Annotated in this window: 24 protein-coding genes; 10 read left to right on the top strand and 14 right to left on the bottom strand. The window is 65.4% G+C overall.

Annotated elements, in window-relative coordinates:
* Positions 1-10: 10 nt before the first annotated feature.
* Positions 11-676, bottom strand: a complete 666-nt coding sequence (locus tag VI123_RS08370) for an RAD55 family ATPase (protein ID WP_336338261.1) — start codon at positions 674-676, stop codon at positions 11-13.
* A 234-nt stretch (positions 677-910) separates the two neighbouring features.
* Here VI123_RS08370 and hisS point away from each other — a divergent pair, with 234 nt between their 5' ends.
* A complete protein-coding gene (gene hisS / locus VI123_RS08375; RefSeq protein ID WP_336337605.1) occupies positions 911-2,218 on the top strand; it encodes a histidine--tRNA ligase in 1,308 nt (435 codons plus the stop codon).
* A 61-nt stretch (positions 2,219-2,279) separates the two neighbouring features.
* On the top strand, positions 2,280-2,702 hold the full coding sequence (locus VI123_RS08380; RefSeq protein ID WP_336337606.1) for an SHOCT domain-containing protein: 423 nt from the start codon (positions 2,280-2,282) through the stop codon (positions 2,700-2,702).
* 381 nt (positions 2,703-3,083) lie between these two features.
* On the opposite strand, the gene VI123_RS08385 is transcribed toward VI123_RS08380, so the two are convergent.
* Both VI123_RS08385 and VI123_RS08390 read right to left on the bottom strand, forming a co-directional pair.
* On the bottom strand, positions 3,084-3,656 hold the full coding sequence (locus VI123_RS08385) for a hypothetical protein (protein WP_336337607.1): 573 nt from the start codon (positions 3,654-3,656) through the stop codon (positions 3,084-3,086).
* Between the two features lie 239 nt (positions 3,657-3,895).
* A complete protein-coding gene (locus VI123_RS08390) occupies positions 3,896-4,402 on the bottom strand; it encodes a GNAT family N-acetyltransferase (RefSeq protein ID WP_336337608.1) in 507 nt (168 codons plus the stop codon).
* Between the two features lie 95 nt (positions 4,403-4,497).
* On the opposite strand from VI123_RS08390, the gene truA reads away from it, so the two are divergent.
* From truA to pan2, 3 genes are all read left to right on the top strand, one after another.
* A complete protein-coding gene (gene truA, locus VI123_RS08395; RefSeq protein ID WP_336337609.1) occupies positions 4,498-5,340 on the top strand; it encodes a tRNA pseudouridine(38-40) synthase TruA in 843 nt (280 codons plus the stop codon).
* 38 nt (positions 5,341-5,378) lie between these two features.
* Positions 5,379-7,169 (top strand): oligoendopeptidase F, encoded by a 1,791-nt coding sequence (gene pepF / locus VI123_RS08400; RefSeq protein WP_336337610.1) that lies wholly within the window; start codon positions 5,379-5,381, stop codon positions 7,167-7,169.
* Between the two features lie 108 nt (positions 7,170-7,277).
* Positions 7,278-8,498 (top strand): proteasome-activating nucleotidase Pan2, encoded by a 1,221-nt coding sequence (gene pan2 / locus VI123_RS08405; RefSeq protein ID WP_336337611.1) that lies wholly within the window; start codon positions 7,278-7,280, stop codon positions 8,496-8,498.
* A gap of 26 nt (positions 8,499-8,524) precedes the next feature.
* Here pan2 and glpR read toward each other — a convergent pair whose 3' ends face one another.
* The 6 genes from glpR to VI123_RS08435 all read right to left on the bottom strand — a co-directional run bounded on the left by glpR (position 8,525) and on the right by VI123_RS08435 (position 14,034).
* Positions 8,525-9,298, bottom strand: coding sequence for an HTH-type transcriptional regulator GlpR (gene glpR, locus VI123_RS08410; protein ID WP_336337612.1), 774 nt, complete (start codon positions 9,296-9,298; stop codon positions 8,525-8,527).
* 216 nt (positions 9,299-9,514) lie between these two features.
* Positions 9,515-9,685: a hypothetical protein gene (locus VI123_RS08415; RefSeq protein WP_336337613.1), complete on the bottom strand. Its 171-nt coding sequence runs from the start codon at positions 9,683-9,685 to the stop codon at positions 9,515-9,517.
* Between the two features lie 2 nt (positions 9,686-9,687).
* Entirely contained in the window at positions 9,688-10,818 is a 1,131-nt protein-coding gene (locus tag VI123_RS08420; protein ID WP_336337614.1) for an ABC transporter ATP-binding protein, read from the bottom strand.
* Positions 10,819-10,824: 6 nt separating this feature from the next.
* Positions 10,825-11,745, bottom strand: a complete 921-nt coding sequence (locus VI123_RS08425) for a carbohydrate ABC transporter permease (RefSeq protein ID WP_336337615.1) — start codon at positions 11,743-11,745, stop codon at positions 10,825-10,827.
* On the bottom strand, positions 11,742-12,680 hold the full coding sequence (locus tag VI123_RS08430) for a carbohydrate ABC transporter permease (RefSeq protein WP_336337616.1): 939 nt from the start codon (positions 12,678-12,680) through the stop codon (positions 11,742-11,744). The genes VI123_RS08425 and VI123_RS08430 overlap by 4 nt, the downstream gene beginning before the upstream one ends.
* A gap of 28 nt (positions 12,681-12,708) precedes the next feature.
* A complete protein-coding gene (locus VI123_RS08435) occupies positions 12,709-14,034 on the bottom strand; it encodes a sugar ABC transporter substrate-binding protein (protein WP_336337617.1) in 1,326 nt (441 codons plus the stop codon).
* 352 nt (positions 14,035-14,386) lie between these two features.
* Between VI123_RS08435 and VI123_RS08440 the strand changes: the two genes are divergently transcribed.
* The 3 genes from VI123_RS08440 to VI123_RS08450 all read left to right on the top strand — a co-directional run bounded on the left by VI123_RS08440 (position 14,387) and on the right by VI123_RS08450 (position 16,549).
* Positions 14,387-15,601, top strand: a complete 1,215-nt coding sequence (locus VI123_RS08440; protein ID WP_336337618.1) for an outer membrane protein assembly factor BamB family protein — start codon at positions 14,387-14,389, stop codon at positions 15,599-15,601.
* Positions 15,602-15,643: 42 nt separating this feature from the next.
* Complete coding sequence (locus tag VI123_RS08445; protein ID WP_336337619.1) at positions 15,644-16,114, top strand: pyruvoyl-dependent arginine decarboxylase; 471 nt, start codon at positions 15,644-15,646, stop codon at positions 16,112-16,114.
* Positions 16,115-16,195: 81 nt separating this feature from the next.
* On the top strand, positions 16,196-16,549 hold the full coding sequence (locus VI123_RS08450) for a DUF5811 family protein (RefSeq protein ID WP_336337620.1): 354 nt from the start codon (positions 16,196-16,198) through the stop codon (positions 16,547-16,549).
* 34 nt (positions 16,550-16,583) lie between these two features.
* Here VI123_RS08450 and VI123_RS08455 read toward each other — a convergent pair whose 3' ends face one another.
* From VI123_RS08455 to VI123_RS08465, 3 genes are all read right to left on the bottom strand, one after another.
* Positions 16,584-16,778 (bottom strand): hypothetical protein, encoded by a 195-nt coding sequence (locus VI123_RS08455; RefSeq protein ID WP_336337621.1) that lies wholly within the window; start codon positions 16,776-16,778, stop codon positions 16,584-16,586.
* Positions 16,779-16,848: 70 nt separating this feature from the next.
* Complete coding sequence (gene infB, locus VI123_RS08460) at positions 16,849-18,654, bottom strand: translation initiation factor IF-2 (RefSeq protein WP_336337622.1); 1,806 nt, start codon at positions 18,652-18,654, stop codon at positions 16,849-16,851.
* Between the two features lie 94 nt (positions 18,655-18,748).
* Positions 18,749-19,279, bottom strand: coding sequence for a plastocyanin/azurin family copper-binding protein (locus tag VI123_RS08465; protein WP_336337623.1), 531 nt, complete (start codon positions 19,277-19,279; stop codon positions 18,749-18,751).
* A gap of 164 nt (positions 19,280-19,443) precedes the next feature.
* On the opposite strand from VI123_RS08465, the gene VI123_RS08470 reads away from it, so the two are divergent.
* Positions 19,444-19,683 carry a PRC-barrel domain-containing protein gene (locus tag VI123_RS08470; protein WP_162412324.1) on the top strand — a complete coding sequence of 80 codons (240 nt, stop codon included), beginning with the start codon at positions 19,444-19,446 and terminating at the stop codon, positions 19,681-19,683.
* Positions 19,684-20,142: an NOB1 family endonuclease gene (locus tag VI123_RS08475; RefSeq protein WP_336337624.1), complete on the top strand. Its 459-nt coding sequence runs from the start codon at positions 19,684-19,686 to the stop codon at positions 20,140-20,142. It abuts the gene before it with no gap.
* Here VI123_RS08475 and VI123_RS08480 read toward each other — a convergent pair.
* Positions 20,139-20,285 carry a CopG family transcriptional regulator gene (locus VI123_RS08480; protein WP_336337625.1) on the bottom strand — a complete coding sequence of 49 codons (147 nt, stop codon included), beginning with the start codon at positions 20,283-20,285 and terminating at the stop codon, positions 20,139-20,141. The genes VI123_RS08475 and VI123_RS08480 overlap by 4 nt on opposite strands.
* A 56-nt stretch (positions 20,286-20,341) precedes the next feature.
* Positions 20,342-21,484, bottom strand: coding sequence for a CPBP family intramembrane glutamic endopeptidase (locus VI123_RS08485; protein WP_336337626.1), 1,143 nt, complete (start codon positions 21,482-21,484; stop codon positions 20,342-20,344).
* Positions 21,485-21,492 lie beyond the last annotated feature (8 nt).

Consider the following 21,492-nt stretch of genomic DNA (forward strand, 5'->3'; position numbering starts at 1 on the left):
GCGTCCCCAGCTATGCGATGTCCCGGCTGGTGTCCACGCTGATGCGGTCGGTGAGGTCGAGGCGTATCGGCTCGGTGAGTGCCCGCCCCCCGCGGAACTTCGGGACGAAGAGCCTGTTCTCGATGACGTCCTCGGCCCGCGTCGTCTCGAGGTCGAACACCACGTCGCTGGTGTACTCCGTCCGGTGGCGTTGTGCCGGCGCGGCGTCGTGTTTGAGCGCGTACAGCACCGCGACGCTGTCGGTCTGTGCGAGCCTGGCCTGCAGCGTTTCGAGGAACGCCCGGAACTCCCCCGCGTCGGCACGTTCGAGCGGTCCGACCGGGTCGACGACCAGCAGCGACTCGGACCCGAGGCTCTCGACGTGTCCCAGCGCATCGCTGACCGGGGCCTCGCGGTTCAGTTGGCTGACCGAGAGGTCGTCGTAGGTCCCTCGCTGGGACCGGAGCGCCGACGTGACGGCCGTCGGTGCCTGCTCGCCGGAGAGGTACACCGTCGCCTGTCGGGCGGCGAACCCCGAGAGGAACAACTCCGCCTGGCTCGCCGGGTCGGCCAGCAGTGTGACGAGGCTGCCGGCCGGGATGCCCCCGTCGAGCTTCCGGTCGAGCGCTCGAACCCCCGTCTCGAACCGCCGTGTCACCGTTCCACCCCGCGGCGCGTCCACGGACACCGTGCCAATCCCATACAGCCCAGCTCGGCTGTACACGTCTTCGTTGTCGCCTCACTAACGCGGGCCGGCCGCCGGATAGCCGGTCACTAGCCCGCTCGACCGGGCGCGTGCTGCCACGCCCCGTGTCACGACCGCGAACGCGGCAGCGTCCCCCCGTTTTAGGGACTCTCTACCGGGCCGAGTCGGGACACGCTGTCGACGTGAACGAACAGGTTCAAGCGCGCCCTCGCTGTAGGCGCGGGTATGTACGACTCCGTCAAGGGCTTTCGCGATTTCTACCCCGAGGAGATGCAGGCTCGGCGCTGGGCCATGGACACCCTGGAAGACGTCGCACGGCGGTACGGCTTCCGGGAAATCGGCACGCCGGCGCTGGAGCCGACCGAGATGTACGTCGACAAGAGCGGCGAGGAGATAGTCGAGGAACTGTACAGTTTCGAGGACAAGGGCGGGCGCGAGGTGGCCCTGACGCCGGAGCTGACGCCGACCGTCGCGCGGATGTTCGTCGCGAAGCAACAGGAACTGTCAAAGCCCATCAAGTGGGTGTCGACGCGGCCGTTCTGGCGCTACGAGGAGCCCCAGCAGGGCCGGTTCCGGGAGTTCTACCAGACTAACGTCGACATCTTCGGGTCGTCGGAGCCGACGGCCGACGCGGAGGTTCTGGCCGTCGCCGTGGACATGCTCACGGAACTGGGGCTGACGGCCGAGGACTTCGAAATCCGCGTCTCCCACCGCGACATCCTCTCGGGCGTGCTGGAGTCGTTCGGGGCCGACGTGGACGTGCCCGCGGCCATTCGCGCCGTCGACAAGCGGGCGAAAATCGACCACGACGAGTACCTCGACGCCCTCGTCGAGGCGGGGCTCAACTACGGCCAGGCCGACACGTTCGACGAGATGCTCCAGATTGACGCCGACGAAATCGAGGCGCTGGCCGACATCACCGGCTCCGAGGACGTTCGCGCGGCGACCGACAACCTCCAGGCGGTGCTCGACGCCGCCGCGGACTTCGGCGTCCGCGAGTATCTCACCGTCTCGCTGACGACCGCACGCGGGCTGGATTACTACACCGGTGTCGTCTTCGAGTGCTTCGATTCGACGGGCGAAGTGTCACGGTCGGTGTTCGGCGGCGGCCGCTACGACGACCTCATCGAGGGCTTCGGCGGCCAGCCGACGCCGGCCGTCGGCTTCGCACCGGGTCACGCCACGCTCCAACTCCTCTGCCAGCGGGCCGGCGCCTGGCCCGCCGAGGAGTTGTCGACGGACTACTACGTCCTGCAGGTCGGCGACACGCGCCCGACTGCGGCCCGCATCGCCCGGGACCTGCGCGAGCGCGGTCACGTCGTCGAGAGCGACGTTGCCGACCGGTCTTTCGGCGCGCAGATGGGCTACGCTGACGGTGTCAACGCCGAGACGGTCGTCATCGTCGGCGAGCAGGACCTGGAAAACGACGAGGTGACGCTCAAGGAAATGGACGACGGCGAGCAGGTCAGCGTCCCGCTTTCTGAGTTCCCGGGCGACCACGACCGCCCGACGTTCGAGGACTTCACGGAATAGCGCGGCCGAGCGGGCGGTCAACGACAGTAGCTTTTTGCGACCGCCGTGTTGAGTAGTCGACATGCAGCTTCCCTCCATTGCCCTCCCGAGGTGGAAGCTCGTCGCGGCTATTCTGATCGTTTCGACGGGCGTCGCCATGCTCGGCGGGACGGCCGGCCTCGGCAACGTACTCACACCGGTGGCGATAATCCTCGGCTGGTTCATCCTGGCCCCGCTCGTCGCCCTGCTGGGTTCGGAACTGCCGATGATCGAGTCCCCGGAAGACAAGACAGCGGCCGACGAAACCGCTGTAACTGACACAGCAGAACCGACGGAAGACCCGGTCGATCACCTCCGGGAGCGCTACGCCCGCGGCGAACTGACCGACAGCGAGTTCGAGCGGCGGCTGGACCGGTTGCTGGAGACCGAATCGCTCTCGGCGACCGACGAGTCCGAGGACGAGGCCCGTGAGACGGACAGAGAACTCAGTCTCGAAACCGAGTGACGGCGGGCCGTCGTTCGTGGTCGCCGTGGCCGACTCGCTGGCCACTCTCGTCTCACCCCTTCGTGCTACCGACCTCGATACCGCTGTCAGTCAGGCGGACGTACAGAAGCACGTCGTCGGGTCCCGGGTCGACAACGTCATCTAGTTCGGGCGCACAGCCCGTCATCCCGAGGTCGTTGAAGCCGCAGGCGTCACAGACCGCCGCGTCGATCAGGGGATGGTACCGTCCCGTTCGGTCGCCGGGAGATAGCCCGCTCCGCGATATCCGATCCCGTCAGTTCAGACATTCGTACTATCCCTGATTACGAAAGGGTAAGTGAAAAACTCTCGCGTAGGATATCAGCTATCAGTCCGCTTCCGATACACTGGCCAGTAGTGCCCCTATACGGCGTCAGTTCCCGTCTCTTTTGCGTGTTCCATGCAGTAATAGTTGCGGGCGTCGACACTCCATATCAGATGAGCACCGAAGATAACAAGATCAGTCGTGGCTACCCGTTCTACCCCGTCTGTTGTCTTTGTATCGCATATTACGCACTTGTCTACCCAGAGCGTCTTTGTTACCGAGTCAGTCCGATTGTACGTTCCAACGTCAGTTACTGAATATGGGCTTCTAATCAGTTGGAGGATGTAGAATGCAGCTACCGTAAGGCCGGCATTCACCGCAAGGGAGGTATTAGCAATCGTTCCCAATACAATGATGGAGACGATTCCTATCATGACCATTACCGGGAGTTTTTTCACCCCGTTCGGCAGGCTCGAATACTGTCTGAATAGCATCCCCCGTTTATTCTTTGGCACGCATGAACTACTACAGAGAGGGGTTCCGTCCACACGCCGGCGTGTCCGAGTGCCGCAGACCACACAAGGAGCTTTTGTCCTTTCACTCTGTAGCTTCTCTTCGGCTTCGTTCTCAGACTCGGTTGTCTCACCTGCCTGCATTTCATCCTCGCTCATATCAGTTCGCTCACTCATGACTCTGATTCCTGTCTATTCGGTATAAACCACCGGAAAGATGACAAATAGTCCTCACGAATATTCACCTCCTGTTGCCCCTCAGTTGATTGCTCAAATACTCTCGGTCTTGGAAGAGGCTACACTCCGCGCAGATTAGCGTCTCCGGGTGCGAAGCGAGGTCCATACCGCGCTGTTCGAGTGGACTCTATTTAGACCTGTGCGGCTCATCTCTCCGCCCCTCAGAGCGCCCGCTCCATCTCCATCTCCACGCGCTCCTTGGCAACCGTCTCGAAGCCGACGGACTCGTACAGCGCTCGTGCGACGTGGTTGGTGTTCGAGACGGAGAGCCAGACCCGTTCGAGGTCGTTTTCCTGTCCGTAGCCGAGCAGCACACGGATGAGCCGTGAGCCGATGCCGGCGTACTGGTAGTCCGGATGGACGAAAATCGCCAGTTCGGAGGTGTCCTGATACGGGACGAGGACGGCGTGGCCGACGGCTTTCCCCTCGTGCCAGACGACGACGTTCAGACCGTTTCCGACGAGATTCGGGAGCCAGTCGCGGATGTCCGCTTCGGTCCGGGGCGGGACGCCCTGTGACCGTGAGTCGTTCCCGAAGTCGGCGTACATCTCCACCAGCGGGTCTATGTCGCCGTCGTAAGCCTCGATTGTCACCGTCCGCCCGTCGTGGTCGGTGAACGTTTCGGGCGGGCGGGGGAAGTCGTGATCCGCCGCGGCGGCGTTGGACATACTCTGCCTTTCGTTCTCAGCATGCCTAAGTTCGTCTATCCTTCCCAGCGACTGAGATTCGGGCGAGACAAGTGGCTCGCGGTCGAGAAATCGGTATGCGCGCCTATCGCGTGGCCTACGACGGCCGACCGTACCACGGGTTCCAGCGCCAGCCTGACGTCGATACCGTCGAGGGCCGACTGCGCTCGGCGCTGGTTCGTCTTGGGGTCTGCGAGCGTGGCGACGGCCTGCCGGAGCGGTACGCGGCCGCCGGCCGGACCGACGCCGGCGTCTCCGCGCGGGCACAGACCGTCGCCTTCGACGCCCCGGCGTGGCTCTCGCCGTCGGCGTTCAACGGCGAACTCCCGACCGACGTTCGCGTGTGGGCCAGCACCGACGTCACAGACGACTTTCACGCCACCCACGACGCGACCGAGCGCACGTACACCTACTACCTGTACGCGCCGACGGATGCCGACCGGCCCGGACGCGACCCGGTCGACGACGGGCGGTGGGCCGACGCCGTCGCGGCGCTCGCCGGGAGCCACGACTTCCACAACCTCACGTCCGACGACACCGGCACCGAGCGGACCGTGGCCATCGACTGGCATCGGGACGGCCCGTTCCTCGTCGTCCGGGTGCGCGCCGGCGGGTTCTGCCGCCAACTGGTCCGTCGCCTCGTCTCGCTCGCGGCGGCCGTTGCGGACGGCTCGGCCCCGCTGTCGAAGGTCGACCGCGTCCTCTCGCCCGACACCGTCGCCGGCCCCGACGGCGTCCCCCCGGTCTCGGCCGAGCCGCTGGTGCTTTCGGACGTGTGCTACCCGGACGTGACGTTCACCCCGGACGAGGACGCCGCCGCGGACGCACAGGCCGTCTTTGCGCGTCGGCGCGCGAACGCACAGACGGCCGCGCGTGTCGCCGGTCACGTCGCCGACGGGCTGTCGGGCGGCCGCGACTGAAACGAAGGCTTACTTCGCCGCCGGCCCAAGAGCGGGCCATGAGTTCGGTACCCGCACGGAGCGACATCGACGAGGCGTACAAGTGGGCCCTCGACTCCCTCTACGCCAGCGACGAGGACTGGGAAGCCGCCTACGAAGAGGCGGAGGGCCTCATCGAGGACCTGTCCGCCTACGAGGGGCGGGCCACGGAGGACGCCGCGACCCTGCTAGAGACGCTAGAGACCTACGAGGAGCTGATGCGCACGGTCTCGAACGTGGCGGCCTACGCCCGGATGCGACGGGACGAGGACACGACCGACGACACGTATCAGGCGCTGACCGCGCGCTCGCAGTCGCTGTCCTCGGAGGCCAGTTCGGCGGCCTCGTTCCTCGAACCGGAACTGCAGGACCTGGAGTACGACGACATCAAGGCGATGGTCGAGGCAGAACCGGCCCTCGAACCCTACGAGCACTACTTCGACGACGTGCTCCGGATGAAGCCCCACACCCGCTCGGCCGAGGTCGAGACCCTGCTCGCGGAACTGAGCGAGGTCACCGGCGCGCCGGGCGAGGTGTACAACATGCTCGCCAACGCGGACATGGAGTTCCCGACCGTCGAGGACCCCGACGGCGAGCAACAGCCCATCACGCTCAACAACTTCACGATGCTGCAGAAACACCCCGACCGCGAGTTCCGAGAGCGCGTCTACGAGGCGTTCTACGACGAGTGGGAGACGGTCCGAAACGCCGTCGGCACGGCCTACAAGAACGCCGTCAAGACGGACGTGAAGATGGCCAGCGCGCGCGACTACGACACCGCCCGCGAGGCCGCGCTGGACGGCCCGAACGTGCCGACCGAGGTGTACGACACGCTCGTCGACACCGTCCACGACAACCTCGACACGCTCCACCGCCACGCCGACCTCAAACGCCAGTCAATCGGGGCCGACGAACTGCGGATGTGGGACCTCTACGTCCCGCTCGTTCAGGAGGAGTCGCCTGAAATCGAGTACGAGCAGGCCTGCGAGTACGTCACCGAGGCCGTCGCGCCGCTTGGCGAGGACTACCAGTCCCGGCTGGCCGAGGGGCTGGACTCCCGGTGGGTCGACGTCTACGAGACGAAACACAAGCAGTCCGGCGCCTATTCCGGCGGGACCTACGACTCCCAGCCGTTCATCCTGCTGAACTACCAGGACGACGTGGAGTCGATGTACACGCTGGCCCACGAACTGGGCCACTCGATGCACTCAGAGTACACCAGCGAGGAACAGCCGTTCGTCTACTCCGGCTACGAGATATTCGTCGCCGAGGTCGCCTCGACGGTCAACGAGACGCTGTTGACCCACCACCTGCTCGACACCGTCGAGGACGCCACTCTGCGCCGGCACATCCTCAACGAGTACCTCGAACGGTTCCGCTCGACCCTGTACCGCCAGACGATGTTCGCCGAGTTCGAACAGCGGACCCACGAGATGTCCGAGGCCGGCGAGCCGCTGACGCCCGACCGCCTGGACGACCTCTACGCCGACCTGAAGGGCGACTACTACGAGCCCGCGGCGCTCGACGACCGCATCGCCCGCGAGTGGATGCGCATCCCGCACTTCTACCGGTCGTTCTACGTCTACCAGTACGCGACGGGCATCTCGGCGGCCGTCGCGCTCGTCGACGGCATCCTGGAGGAGGGCGAGCCGGCCGCACAGCGGTACGTCGACTTCCTCCGGAGCGGCTCGCGGCAGTACCCGCTGGAACTGCTCCGGGACGCCGGCGTCGACATGGCCAGTCCCGACCCGGTCGAGTCGGCCCTCTCGACGTACGGCGACTATCTCGACGAGTTCGCCGAGTTGCTGTAACCGGCGGCTCCCCCGGTCGCCCGGGCCGCGTCCCGAGACGGATAACTGTTTCACCCCCATGTGACCCGAAGGCACTTTGTGTCTCAACCGTATAGTACCGACATCCAAATGTCGCGCAGTCCCTCGCTTCCGGAACGACCACGGTTGGAACTCGACCCCGATATGACGCCCGACGAGCGTCTGGAGGCACTCCGGGAACACTTCAAGGAGATAGTACAGGTCAACGAACAGCTGACCGAGCAACTCGACGACGCCCGTGACCGGCAGAACGACCTCACGGACGAAGTCGACCAGCTCGAGCGGGAAAACGAGACGCTCAAGACCTCCTCGCTGTACATCGCCACGGCAGAGGAGCTGACCGACGACGGCGTCGTCGTCAAACAGCACGGCAACAACCAGGAGGTGCTGACCGAGGTCTCGCCGTCCATCCGCGACGGGCTGGAGGCCGGCGACCGCGTCGCCATCAACGACTCCTTCGGCGTCAAGCAGATTCTCGACCCCGAGACGGACGCCCGCGCGCAGGCGATGCAGGTCGACGGCTCCCCCGACGTGAGCTACTCGGACATCGGCGGCCTCGAAGAGCAGATACGCGAGGTCCGGGAGGCCGTCGAGGAGCCGCTGGTCAACGCCGACCAGTTCCGCGAGGTCGGCATCGAACCGCCCAGCGGCGTCCTGCTGCACGGCCCGCCCGGCACCGGGAAGACGATGCTGGCGAAGGCCGTCGCCAACGAGACCGACGCGACGTTCATCAAGATGGCCGGCTCCGAACTGGTCCGGAAGTTCATCGGCGAGGGCGCGCGACTGGTCCGGGACCTGTTCGAACTCGCCGCCGAGCGCGAACCGGCTATCATCTTCATCGACGAAATCGACGCCATCGCGGCAAAGCGAACGGAGTCGAAGACCTCCGGTGACGCCGAGGTCCAGCGGACGATGATGCAACTGCTCTCGGAGATGGACGGCTTCGACGAGCGCGGGGAAATCCGCATCATCGCGGCGACGAACCGCTTCGACATGCTCGACCGGGCCATCCTCCGCCCCGGCCGCTTCGACCGCCTCATCGAGGTCCCCAACCCCGACGTCGAGGGCCGCGAGCGCATCCTCGAAATCCACACCGAGGAGATGAACCTCGACGACGACGTGGACCTGGGCGCGTTCGCGACCGAAACCGACGGGCTGTCCGGCGCGGAACTGGCCTCGCTGGCGACCGAGGCCGGGATGTTCGCTATCCGCGACGGCCGGACCACGGTCAAGCAGTCCGACCTCCACGACGCCCTGGAGAAAATCGAAGCCGACGACGACGCCAGCAGCGTGCCGGTCGCGTTCGCGTAAACGGCTTCCCGACTGTTACTCCGCGCTCACGGAACGGCAACTAGGTTGTCGACCACGGTGACGCCGGCCTGTTCGAACGCCCGCTGCATCTCGTCGCTCAGCGACACGTCCGTGATGAACATGTCGATGTCGCTGAGCGTCGCGAACTCGCGGAAACTCCGACTGTCCAGTTTACTGCCGTCGGCGACCAGGATGACGTGCCGGCCGCCCTCACAGAGCAGCGTCTTGATGCGTGCCTCGTCCTCGTTCGAGACGGAGAGGCCGCCGTCGCTCTGGACGGCGTCGGTCTCGAGGAACACGATGTCGAAGTTCGTCTTCCGGAGGTACGACTCGGCGCTGGGGCCGACGAGCGCGTCCGAGGTCTGGCGCAGCGAGTCGCCGACGACCTTGACTTCCCCGCAGGTCTCGCGGAGTTCGAACGCGCTCTCGGGCGAGTTCGTCGCGGCGAGCAGCGACACCTGCTCCGGGATGGCCTTCGCCACTTCCCGCGCTGTCGGCCCCGTGTCGAAGAAGACGGCGTCGCCGTCTTCCAGTTCCTCGATGGCCCGCTCGGCGATTGCTCGCTTGCCGCTCGGATTGTCGATGCTGTCGGCCGTCCCGGACCCGTTTGCCGCTTCTTCCGACGCCGGGAGGGCACCGCCGTGAAACCGTTCGATGAGTCCGTCCTCCGCGAGTGACGAGAGGTCCCGTCGGATCGTCGCCTCGGAGACACCGAACTCCTCGGTGAGTTCCTCGACCGTGACCCGATCCGACTTGTTCACTCGTCGGACGATCTCCTTCCGTCGTTCATCAGGTATCATGTTCTGTCACAGTGCTACATCGGCGGGTCCGGACCCTGCGGGCGAGTTCGGCCTACGACGTGTGTCTATGTTATTTCCTGTCATCGTCAACCTCGAAAGAATCGGCCCCGCTCTCGGGGCCGGCGTCGCAATACAGCAGTCCGCGAGAGCTCTCGATTACCTTCGATGTTATATCATCTAGTATGAAGACGGTCATAAAAAAACTCTCTCCCAGTATTAGCTAAGGACACCGAACAGTGTCGCGACGACGGTCCCGATACTGCTGACGATTGCGCCGCCGTAGACACCGCTCGCGTAGTTGATCGCTGCGATGCCGGCCAGCCCGAACGCGGTCCCGAACGCGAGCAGGTCGACGGCCGTCACCCGCTCGGTAATCTCCGCCGCCATCGTCAGACGGTCGCCTGTCGTTCGACCTTCGAGTCGTAGGTCAGCGATTCGCCCGTGGCGGGGTCGAAATACTGGAGCGAGTCCCTGTCGAACCGGAGGTTCACCGCGTCGCCCATCTCGACAGTCGTATCGGGGTCGACCGCGGCCTTGATGGTCTGACCGGTGTCGAGTTCGAGTTCCAGTACGGTCTTCTCGCCCTGTGGCTCGACGACCTCCACCGTCGCCGGGTGGACGTTCGCCGGCACGCCGTCCTGGTTGAGCGCGATGTTCTCGGGGCGGATGCCGAGCGTCACCCGGTCACCGAGGTACGGTTCGAGCGCGTCGGTGAACTCGTCGGGGACGTTGTGAATCGCGCCGCCGAGGTCCAGTTCGAACTTGCCGGCGGAGGACTCCTCGAGGGTCCCTTCGAGGAAGTTCATGCTCGGCGAGCCGAGGAAGCCGGCGACGAACATGTTCCGCGGGTTCGAGTACACGTGGGTCGGTTCCCCGACTTGCTGTATCTGCCCGTTGTCCATGACCGCTATCTGGTCGGCCAGCGTCATCGCCTCCACCTGGTCGTGGGTGACGTAGACGGTCGTCGTCGAGAGCTCCTCGTGGAGTTTGTTCAGTTCGGCGCGCATCTGGACCCGGAGCTTCGCGTCCAGGTTCGACAGCGGTTCGTCCATCAGGAACACCGCCGGGTCGCGGACGATGGCTCGCCCCAGCGCCACCCGCTGTTGCTGACCGCCGGACAGCTCCGACGGCCGCCGGTCCAGTAGCTCCTCTATCTGTAGCAGTTCCGCGGTCTCCTGGACCCGCTCGGTGATGACGTCCTCCGCTGTGTCGTGTTGCTCCAGTCCGAACCGCATGTTGTCCCGCACCGTCTTGTGCGGGTACAGCGCGTAGTTCTGGAACACCATCGCGATGTCGCGCTCGTATGCGCGCGCGTCGTTGACGACGTTCTCGCCGATGCGGATTTCGCCGTCGGTCGCCCGTTCGAGCCCCGCGATGAGGCGCAGGGTCGTGGTCTTGCCACATCCCGACGGGCCGACGAGGACGGTGAAGCTCTCGTCTGGGATGTTGAGTGAGATGCCGTCGACTGCGGTGACGTCGTCGAATTCCTTTACGAGGTCGGTGAGTTCTACGTGTGCCATAGTTAGTTACTCCTTGACTGCTCCTTGTGTGAGTCCGCTCACGATGTACTGCTGGAAGAACAGGCCGAACAGGATGCCGGGTAACGCGGCTATCATCCCGCCGGCCGCGAGGTGCGCCCAGTCCACGAAGTCGTCGGCTACGAACAGCGAGACGGCTATCGGCAGCGTCTGGGCCTGCTCCGAGGACGTGAGAACGAGCGCGAAGACGAACTCGTTCCACGAGAAGATAAATGCGAGGATGGCGGTGGCCGCGATGCCCGGCTTCGCCATCGGCAGGATAATCTTGACGAACGCCTCCCAGCGGGAACAGCCGTCGATACGGGCCTGTTCGTCCAGCGATTCGGGGATGCCGTCGAAGTAGTTCTTCATTATCCAGACGGCAAACGGGAGGTTGAAGAAGGTGTACGTGAGGATGAGCGCGAGCCGCGTGTCGTACAGGCTTCCGGTGAATCCGCCGATGAGCGGCGGGTTCGACATTATCTGGAAGAACGGGACGATGAGCGCGATGGGCGGAATCATCCGCGCGCCGACAATCGACAGCAGCAGCGACTTGTTCCCCATGAAGTCAAAGCGGGAGAAACTGTACCCGGTGACCGTCCCCAGGGTGATACAGATGAGCGTCGTCGTCGTCGCGACGAGCATGCTGTTTATCGTGTAGTTGTCGAACGGTCGGTTCGTGAAGATGTCCACGTAGTTCTGTGCCGTCGGGTTCTGCGGGAGGAACGTGATAGGCAGCGACAGCACTTCGCTCGACGGCTTGAGGCTCGTGATGAAGATGTAGTATATAGGGAACCAGATGATTAGGACGTACACGGCAAGCAGTCCGTAGGCCAGCAGTCGCTCGCGGGCGACGGACGGCCACTCGTTCTGTGTCTCCAGTCCCAGCGACCGCCGCAGTCGGTTGAGTGGTGATCTCTTCGTACTCATGCTTGGTAGGGTGACTCGCCGAATATCTTGTACAGACTGGCCACGATGGCGAAGGTCACGGCCAGCAGGACGACCCCGAGTGCAGCGCCGGATCCGGGTTCGTTGAACACCTGTGCGGTCCGGTACAGCCAGGAGGCCCACACCTCGGTCGACTTCCCGGGGCCGCCCTGGGTCATCACCCAGACCAGGTCCAGTGCCCGGATGTCGAAGATGATACGGATAGTCAGCGCCACCAGTATCGACGGTTTCAGGAACGGGTACGTGACGTTCCAGAACCGGGACCACCGGCTCGCGCCGTCGACCTCGGCGGCGTCGTACAGTTGCTCGGGGACGTTCTGCAGCCCCGCGAGCAGGATGATGATGATAAACGGCGTGAACACCCAGACGTCGGCGATGATGAGCGCCACCATCGCCAGCGCACCGTCCGAGAGGAACGGGATGTTCCCGGAGATGATACCGAGCCGCTGAAGCGCCCCGTTTATCGCGCCGAAGTCGGACTGGAACATCCAGCGCCACATCAGTCCGCTCATCACGTACGGGAGAATCCAGGGGACGATGACGGCCGTCCGGAACCAGCCCCGCCCCTTCAGGTCCTTATCGAGCAACAGCGCGATACCCAGTCCCAGCAGGAACGAGATAGAGACGCTGAAGCCGACGTAGATGGCCGTGTTCGTCGTAATCGAGACGAAACTCGGGTTGAACACGCCGAGGGCGGCCTGGCCCCCCTCGCGTGCGAAAATCAACCGCCGGAAGTTCCGCAGGCCGACGAACTCTATCTCGTTTGTCACCGGGTTCCGGAACTGGAGGCTACTGAAGAGCAACTTCGCGGTCGGATAGACGATTATTGCGGCAATCCACAGTAGCGTCGGCCCGACGGTCAGCGGGACGAACAGCTTGTCGAGTTTGCGACGCAGTGGGCTCTTTTCGATTGACATGTTATATATAAATCTTGGGCCGCGCCAGTCAGAGCAGGCCGATGTCTTGGTAGAGGCGCTCGATGTTGCTGTAGGCGTCGTTGAGTGCCGCCTCGGGGTCCTTGTTCCCGAGCAGCGCCGGCGTGAGCTGTTCGTTCAGGTAGTCGTCGACCTGTGGCTGTGCCATGTAGGTCTCGCTCTGCGCGTTTTCGAGGTTGAACCGCATGTCCTCGAGCAGCCAGGACGGGTACTCGCTCTGGACCTCGTCGTCTTCGTACACTTCCGGGACGACGGCGGGGTTGCCCTCGACGAGCATGTTGTTCTTGGACGACGCCCGGGTCGTCATGAACCGGGCGAACTCCTTGGCCGCGTCCTTGCGCTCGGAGAACGCCGAGACGCTGATGCCGTTCGTGTCCTGGAAGGTCGCGCGGCTCTCCGGCCCTTTCGGCGGCTTGGCGCTGCCGATGCGGCCCTCTTCCCACTCGTCGATGGCGCGTGACCCGAGCGGCGTCCAGGACTCGACGGTGGCGTACTGGCCGGCGATGAAGTTGTCGCCGACGCCGCCCTCACCGAGGCTGGACATCCCGTCGGGGATGATGCCGCGCTCGCGGAGCCCGTTGAAGAACTCCAGCACTTCCGTCCCTTCCTCGACGAACACGGGTTCGTAGCTGTCGTTGAACAGCTGGCCGCCGGCCTGGTAGAGGAACTGCTTGAAACTGAACACGGACTTACCGGCCCACGTGAACGCGAATCCGGACTTGTCGCCCTGTGAGAGCTGTTCGCCCTGGCTCAGCACCTCGTCCCAGGTGTCCGGCGGCGCGTCGAAGCCCTGTTCGCTCAGGTACTGCTGGTCGTAGAGGTAGCTCCCCCACTTCCCGAACTCCGGGGCCATGTAGGTCTGGTCGTCGAACTGGACGAGGTCGGTCAGCGAACTAGGGAACTTCCCCATGTGGTCGCTCCCGAGGCCGAGCGGTTCGAGCCAGTCGGAGCTGACGAAGTCGGCCAGCCACCACGTCGGCCCGTTGAACGCGTCGACGGTGCTGTCCTGGTTCCGCCAGATGGTCGTCAGGCTGGTCTTGAGGTTGCTCCACGGGACCTCGTTGACTTCGACTGAGATGCCGGTCTCCTCCTCGAACCGCTCGATGTTGGCCTCCGTCCCGGGGTCGAACTCCAGCGACCCGGCGTTGTAGAACACGATTTCGTCCGCCATCGTCTCCGAGCCGGTGCCGGTCGTGGCCCCGTCGGAACTCTCTCCGTCGGAGCCGCCTTCCGTGGTCGAATCGGAGCCGCCACTGCAGCCGGCGAGTGCTGCTGTCCCGATGACACCGGCGCTTTTGATGAACGTTCGACGAGTGCGTTTTGAATTCTTCTGCATGCAATCGCTCACGAGACAGCCATGGATTATAAATTATGGGGGTATCCAAAAACGAAAAGAAATCTCGCACCGCGCAAAATAATTGGAAGAAAAGACGTTTTAGAGGCTAAAAATAGATTTTAGAATCTGAAGGCGATATTGACTAATTACTTATAAAAATCGTCGAACCATTCTGTGTGATTGATTTCGCTCACAAACCTGAATTCGCGCATGTTTTGCGCGATTCGTTCACCGAACTGTGCAGCCCCGGGGAGTCGGTCCGAGTCGACGTCCCGTCCCCCATTTCGTCGCCGACGCCCGACCCACCTCGCGGCCCGCCCGATTTAAGCCACCCCGCCCGGTATCGGTGTCCGTGACAGAGCGCGCACGGACGCGGCGGGCGTTTCTGGGGACGCTCGCGGCGACGACGGCGGGGTCGATTGCGGGGTGTCAGTCGCAGTTCGACCCGCTCGCGTCGACGGCCCTGGACGAGCACGCCGCCACGCAGTTCCGGCAGGGGCTCCTGAATACGGGGTATCAGAACGCGGCGGTCCCCGACGCCGTTGAGGTGGCCTGGGAACTGCCGACCAACCGCGGCGACCACACCGCCGCGAAGGGGAGTCCGGCGCTGGCACCGACCGGCGACCTGATTCTTGCCGACGACACCGGCCGCGTGCGGGCTATCTCGACCGACGGCGAGGTCCGGTGGACGACGACCATCACGCGGGCGACCCGCGGGAGCCACGGCACGCCGGCCATCGCCAACGACACCGTCTACGTCGGGGCCTACGACGGCGCGCTGTCGGCGCTGGACCTCGAAACCGGGCGGCGTCGCTGGCGGACGGAGCTGGGCGACGCCATCGGCGCGAGCCCGACCTACTACAACGGGTCGCTGTACGTCGCCGTCGAACACGCGGCTCCGAGCGGCAGCGTCGTCGCCGTCAACGCCGCGACCGGCGACGTGCAGTGGCGCGACAGCCGGCCGACCGACCACCCCCACTCGACGGTGGCGCTGGACCGCGAGCACGGTCGCCTCCTGTTCGGGTCGAACGACGGCTACTGCTACGCGTGGTCGTTCCCGGACCTGGAGCGGACCTGGCGGTACGACACCGGCGGCGACGTGAAAGCCCCCGTCGCCGTCGCCGACGGGACCGCCGTCGTGCCGTCGTGGGCCGAGACGGTCACCGCTGTCGACGTGACCGACGGGTCGGAACGGTGGACCTTCGAGGCCGACGCCGACGTGATGTGCGCGCCGGCGGTCCACGACGGCACCGTCTACGTCGGCAGCCACGACGACCGGGTGTACGCAATCGACCTCGACAGCGGCGAGGAGCAGTGGCGCTACGACACCGGCGGCTGGATTATCGGGAGCGCCGTCGTCACCCGGACCCACGTCCTCGTCGGGTCCTACGACGGCCAACTGTACGCGCTAGACCGGGGCTCGGGGACAGTGGCCTGGGCCGTCGAGAACCGCGGGCACGTGACGAGCGCGCCGCTGGTCACCGCCGACGGCATCTACTACACGGAGCGTGCGGTCGATGGCGACCCGGACCGGCCGGGGATGTGCTACAGGCTGGTCCCGACGTAGCGAAGCGAAACCCCTTACCCCGCGGACCGTCGACAGTCGGCTATGAGCACCATCCGGGTCGTGTGGGGGACTGCGACCGGCCCGACCGCGCTGGCCGCGTACGACGCGGCACTCGCAGACGCGGGCGTCCACAACTACAACCTCGTCTCGCTGTCCTCTGTCATCCCGTCCGAACCGGCCATCGAAGTGACGGGGACGGCACCGGACCTAGGGCCGCCCGGCGAGGCGCTAGAGGTCGTCCAGTCCTCGGCGACCGCGCTACCGGGGGAATGCGGGGCGGCGGGCGTCGGCTGGGCCCGGAGCGAGGACGGCCCGGGCATCTTCTACGAGGTCGACGGGACCAGCGCGGACGCGGTCCGGACGGAAATCCGTGAGGGGCTGGCCGCCGGCCGTGACCTCCGGGACTGGGAGTTCGTCGAGGAGAACGTGTACGTCGAGTCGGCGGCGGCGGACACCGAGTACGCCAGCGCCGTCGTCCTCGCCACCTACGGCGAGAGCCACCCGGTCGTGTGAGCCGCCCGCGACCGGACCCGGCCAGACCTGCGCTGGACCCTGGGTTTTTAGTCCTCCCCCCCATAGAGACAGAGAACGTTCATGTACGGTAATACGTCGTTCGGCGGGGAGACGGAAGAAGTGACGCTGACCGCGGAACAGCGCGAGGAGCTCCGACGGGACCTCTCGAGCGTCGCCGCCCGGACCCGCGAACTTCTGCCCGGCGAGTTCGTCGTCGGCTCAGAAATCAGCGACAGCACGACCGGCCCGCGGGCTACAATCGCGGTCCAGCCCCCGGTTGGGTCGGTCGTCAGCGCCGACTACACGCCTGAGGACCCGGAGAGCGCGAGCATCTCCGACGCCGAGCGCGACGACCTGGCCCAGGGCATCGCCGCCTCCGCCGCACTGCAGGTCAAGCAAGTGATGGGCGATGACACGTCGCCGACGGCACAGTAGCCGCCGCTCTCAGTTCTCGTCGACGCGCCGCGAGTCAGGCGCGGCCGCCGCTGGCGACCGGCGGATTGTAAAATAGCGCGTAGCCGATGGAACCAGTCGCCGGGAGACTGCCGGCACTCAGTGCGGTCACGAGGCTAACCGAGGTGACAACCGCGCCGAGCGACGCCAGCAGCATCGAGAGCGCGATGCTGGCGAGCACGAGGTCGGGCATCGACGGCGAGCCGAACATTCGTGTCTCTGCAGAGACACGCCTCCTAATTAAATATTATTACTCGCGCAAAGGGCGCGCTGGGAGCCGCTTACTTCCCCCAGAACGGGTCGCGGTTCCGATGTTTCTCCAGGTACATCGACAGGGCCTCGCGCTCGTCGACGGAGATGTCCTCCTTGAGTTCCTGTTCCAGAATCTTCGCGTGTTTCTCCGGAATTTCGACCCAGAGGTCGTCGCCTTCCTCTATCTGGCGGCCGACGGTCGGCCCCTGGATTGAGACGGCCATGCGCTCGCCGGCACGGGCCGAGTCGACGTCCTCGCCCTCGTCCTGAATCGTCTTGAGAGTCCCGACGCGGTTGGCCTCACCGTCGTCCCACCTGACGACGTTGACGTTCCGCCGGAGTTCGCCCGAGAGGATTTCGACGCCGACGACGGCGGGGTCGGACTGGCGGAACGTGTGGTCCTGCAGAATCCGGAACTTCGCGGGTCGGGTGATGTTCTCCAGAATCTGCTCCTGCTGGGCCTCCTCGATGGCAGTGACGTGGTCGTCGTAGGCCTCGACGAGCTGGTAGATGACGTCGTCCTCGAACAGTTCCACGTCCTCCTGCTCGGCGAGGTCCCGCGCGTCGTCGAGCACCTCGACGCTGAACGCCAGAATCGCCTGGTTCGTCGGTTCGCCCGCCGTCTCGGCGACCCGCACGTCCCGGGGCGCGACCGCGCCGACCTCGGCGCGCATGACCGGGATTTCCTCCTCCTCGAGCGTGCTGGAGAGGGCTTCGAGCGAGCCCAGCGTGTCGGCCTTGATGACGACCCCCTCCTCCTGTGTCGTGACCTCGATTTCGGCGAGTTCCTCCTCGACTTCGGCGATGACCTCGCTGCGGTCGCGGTCGCGGACGACGCGTATCGGCGCGCCGGCCATCGCGTCCCCGAGGTCCGGTGCGGCGATTTTGACGCCGTCGGCGGCGGCGACCTGCTCGACCTGTTCGAACTCCTGTTCGGTCCGTATCTCTTCGAGCGGGCGGGGGCGAAGCAGCGCACGCACGTCGGTGACGATAGACCCCTGCAGGCCGCCGACGACGATGGTGTCGTCGTTGCGGATGGTCCCGTCGTAGATGATGGCGTCCAGCGTCGTTCCGAAGCCCTGGGTGTCTTTCACCTCGAGGACGGTGCCGACACCGGGGCCGGTGGTGTCGATTTCCATCTCCTCTTTCATGTACCGCTGGGACAGCCCCATCATCACCGTCAGCAGGTCGGGGATGCCCTCGCTGGTCTCGGCGGAGACGGGGACGACGCCGATGTTGGCCTGGAAGTTCTGGACGCGCCAGTACATGTCCGCGGAGAAGCCGTTGTCCGAGAGTTCGCCGATAATCTCGTACAGTTTCTCGTTCAGGTCGGACTGGACGCGGTCGGACTGGGCCTCCATCGTCTGCTGGACCGGCTGCCCCTCGTTGGGGTTCCAGCCCGGAATCGTGTCTATCTTGTTCGCGGCGACGATGAACGGCGTCTGGGTCCGCTTGAGGATGTCGATGGCCTCCAGCGTCTGGGGCTGGAAGCCGTCGTTGACGTCGACCACGAGGATGGCGATGTCGGCGAGCGCGCCGCCCCGGGAGCGAAGCGTCGAGAACGAGTGGTGGCCCGGCGTGTCGATGAACAGCAGTCCGGGCAGGTCGAAGTCCGTCGGGTCGACCAGGTCGCCGGCGATTTCGGAAATCACGTTCAGCGGGACGGCAGTCGCGCCGATGTGCTGTGTAATCGCGCCCGATTCGCCGGCGGTGACGGCCGACCCGCGTATCTTGTCGAGCAGGCTCGTCTTCCCGTGGTCGACGTGGCCGAGGACGGCGACGATGGGCGTCCGCAGGGTGTCGTCGGTGGCTGGGGTGGGGTCCGTGTCAGACATAAATGGCTCCAGAAGTTGTCGGAACCGAGTCGTCGGTGGCAGTTAAGTTCGTCGTCATCAGTCGCGCGCGACCGAACGTCGGGCTAAGCGGGCGTCACTCGGTCACAGTGAACGACCCCGTCATCCCGAGGCTCTGGTGGGGGACACAGTGGTACTCGTACTCGCCGGGGGCCGCGAAGGTGTGGGCGTACTCGTACCCCGAACTGTAGGTCCCGTCCCCCGGGGTTCCCGACCAATCGCTGTCGGCCGGCGTCGCGGTCGGCTTGACGTTGTGGCCGCCGCCTTCCCAGACCCACAGCACGGTCCCCCCGACCGGGACGTCGAAGGTCTCCGGGTCGAAGACGAAATCGCCCGGGGCGACGGCGACGACCCGGTCGGCGTCGACTGGCGTGGCAGTCGGCGTCTCGGTCGCGGTGGGCGTCTGTGTCGCCGTTTCAGTCGGTGTCGCCGTTGGTGTCGGCGTCCCGGTCGGTTCCGCCGTCTCCGTCGCCGCCGTCGTCTCGGTCGCTGTCGACGTCTGTGTCGTCGGCGACGACGTCCCGCCGCCGTCGCTACTGCATCCCGCGACGGCTCCGACGACGGCGGCCGTGAGGCCCCCGAGGAACTGCCGCCTTGTCCTGTCCATGCCGTACCGTAGGCCGCCTCTCGCATAGGGTTGTGGTCCGCTGTGAGTGCTCTGGTGGCTTGGAGACTACGGCCACCGACTGCCAGTACGCACCTGCCATCGCCCGGCAGTCGCCCGTCGGACATCCCCGTGGCGTTTATGTAACCTCGTTCGGAACAAGGGGTATGGCCGCGATACTCGCAGAAAACCTGTCGGGGAAAGACGTGATGGGGACTGATGGCGCGGAAATCGGCAGTCTCTACAACATCACGATGGACTTCTCCTCCGGCGCGTTGCACAACCTCGTCATCGACCCCGCGGACTCGCTTCGCAACACAGACTTCGAGTACAGTGACCAGGGCCGTCTGCTCGTCCCCGTCGGGCGGGTCAAGGCCGTGAAAGACCACATGATCGTTCAGCGTTAGATGTACGTTCTTGACTCCTCGGCGTTTATCAACGAGTACCACACAGACGAGCAGATAGCGACCATTCCGCTCGTCAGAGAGGAACTGGAAGACGAGGCCGCCTACCGCTTCGACGCGCTCGAAGGCTCGGGGATGCACCTCCACATCCCCGAGGACAACACTGTCGAACGCATCGAACGCGCCGCCAGCGAGACCGGTGACCTCGCGGAGCTTTCCGAGACCGACATTCGCCTCGTCGCGGCCGCGTTCGAACTCGACAGCCGCCTGGTCACGGACGACTACGCGATGCAGAACGTCGCGGAGAAACTCGACGTGGCGGTCGAAGTCATCGCCCGCGAGGGCATCTCCGAACAGCGCGACTGGCTGTTCCAGTGTGCCGGCTGTGGCCGCGAGTTCGACGAGAACCGCGACCGCTGTCCGGTCTGTGGGAGTTCGCTCTCCCGGAAGAACCCGGCCTAAACGGTCCGTTCGTCCCGGGCTTCGAGTCCGAGGTCGACAAGCTGGGCGAGCACCTCCTCCTCCGTGATGCCGTAGCGCCGGGCGAGCGTCTCGATGACTCGCGCCTGGTCGTCATCACAGACGACAGTGTACCGCCGCGCCATGACCGCCCCTACAGCAGTCGGTCGCATAAACACCCGTCAGACGGCAGTCCGACGGTTCAGACGACCGGCGTTCCCGCAATCTCGACGTACAGCATGAGAAACTGGATGGCGTTGAACGCACCGTGGATGAAGATGGGGACGAGCAGGTTCTCGGTCTTGAGGTAGCTCAGGCCGAGCAGCGTCGAGAGAACGAACACGAGCAGCAGCGAGAGGACCGTCTGTGTCGGCGTGCCGGTGCTGTACTGGCCGAAGTGGACGACACCGAAGACGGCGCTGGTGAGGACAATCGCCTGGAGGTCGCCGAAGTCGTCGTAGAGGTACTTCTGGATGAGGTTCCGGTAGATGAACTCCTCGCTGGGCGCGATGGTCAGGAACGCGAGCGGGACCATCACGAGCAGGAACGACGGGTCCTCGCGGGCCAGTTCCTCGACGCTGCTGCGGGCCGCTTCCAGGCCCAGTGCCTGTATGAGGTAACTGAAGCCGACGAGCGCGACCATGAGGACGACGACGCCGCCGACGCTGTAGCCGATATCGCGGAGGGTCAGTCGACGCAGGTCCAGGTCGGCCCAGTCCCGGCCCAACCGGTTGGCGACGGCCGCGCCGAAGCCGACGAAGCCGACGCCGATGCCGACGGTGAGCGTGATGTACGTCGGCCCGGTGACGGTCCCGCCGTCGAGCGCTCCGGCGCTGATTAGGCCGGCCAGCGCGGCCCCGAGGACGACGAACTGGGCGAACACCGTCCCCACGAGGAAGCCGGCCAGACCGATGCCGGTCGCCACCGAGAGCGCCCTGGCGACCGTGTACAGCCGGTCGTTCGCCACGCCGGTCGAGAGCGCCCAGCCCAGCGCGACCGTGACGCCGCCGGCCAGCACTGCGAGATAGACAGCCAGACCGACGGTCGCTTCGACACCGGCGCGGAACTCCGGCCCGAAGAAGGCGACGAGCGTCGCGAACGTCGCCAGTGCGCTCGCGCCCGCCGCGCCCAGACCGGCCTGCCGCCCGTCGAGTGCGCCGTGGCGGGCGAGCGAGAAGGCGAGTGCGGCGGCGACGAAGCCCGCGGCGGCGACCCCGCGGGCGGTGACCGGGCCGACCCCAGTCGGCGGCGTCACCCAGCCGACGACGCCGGTTTCGGTTGCGACGAGCACGACGAGACCGAGGCCTGCGGCGAGGACGCCCCAGTTCGCGGCAGTGTCGTCCATTATCGGCA

This window comes from Haloarcula sp. DT43, from assembly GCF_037078405.1.
Lineage (GTDB): Archaea > Halobacteriota > Halobacteria > Halobacteriales > Haloarculaceae > Haloarcula > Haloarcula brevis.